At 49.8% G+C, this 633-nt stretch carries 1 protein-coding gene; it reads left to right on the top strand.

What is annotated here, in order from left to right:
- Positions 1-37: 37 nt before the first annotated feature.
- A partial coding sequence (locus tag JMX50_RS13145) for a GTP-binding protein (RefSeq protein ID WP_201630062.1) occupies positions 38-633 on the top strand: 596 nt, incomplete at its 3' end.

The following is a 633-nucleotide window of genomic DNA, read 5'->3' as shown; positions in this document are numbered from 1 at the left end:
AAAAAAGCACTGTCCCCAAAAAACAGAGGAAATACCCATGGCAAAGGCCAAGTTTGAACGCAGCAAGCCACACGTCAACGTCGGTACCATCGGACACGTTGACCACGGTAAAACAACCCTAACCGCCGCTATCGCAACCGTAGCAGCAATCACCTCTGGTGGCGAAGCCAAAGACTACGCGTCTATTGACTCAGCACCAGAAGAAAAAGCACGTGGCATCACCATCAACACCTCACACGTAGAATATGACACCCCATCACGTCACTACGCACACGTCGATTGCCCAGGTCACGCCGATTATGTTAAAAACATGATCACCGGTGCCGCTCAAATGGACGGCGCAATCCTAGTTGTATCAGCAACTGACGGCCCAATGCCACAAACCCGTGAGCACATCCTGCTTTCACGTCAGGTTGGCGTACCGTACATCATCGTCTTCATGAACAAATGTGACCTTGTTGATGACGAAGAATTGCTTGAGCTAGTAGAAATGGAAGTTCGTGAACTTCTTAACGACTACGACTTCCCAGGTGATGACACCCCAATCGTAAAAGGTTCAGCCACCCAAGCCCTTAAAGGCGACGAAGGCAAATATGGCCAACCAGCCGTAGTAGAACTACTAGGTATCCTAGA

This window comes from Psychrobacter maritimus (genome assembly GCF_904846345.1).
In the GTDB taxonomy this organism is placed as follows: Bacteria; Pseudomonadota; Gammaproteobacteria; order Pseudomonadales; family Moraxellaceae; genus Psychrobacter; species Psychrobacter maritimus.
Note: the sequence above shows the minus strand (reverse complement) of the source record. Positions and strands in the feature narration are given on the sequence as shown.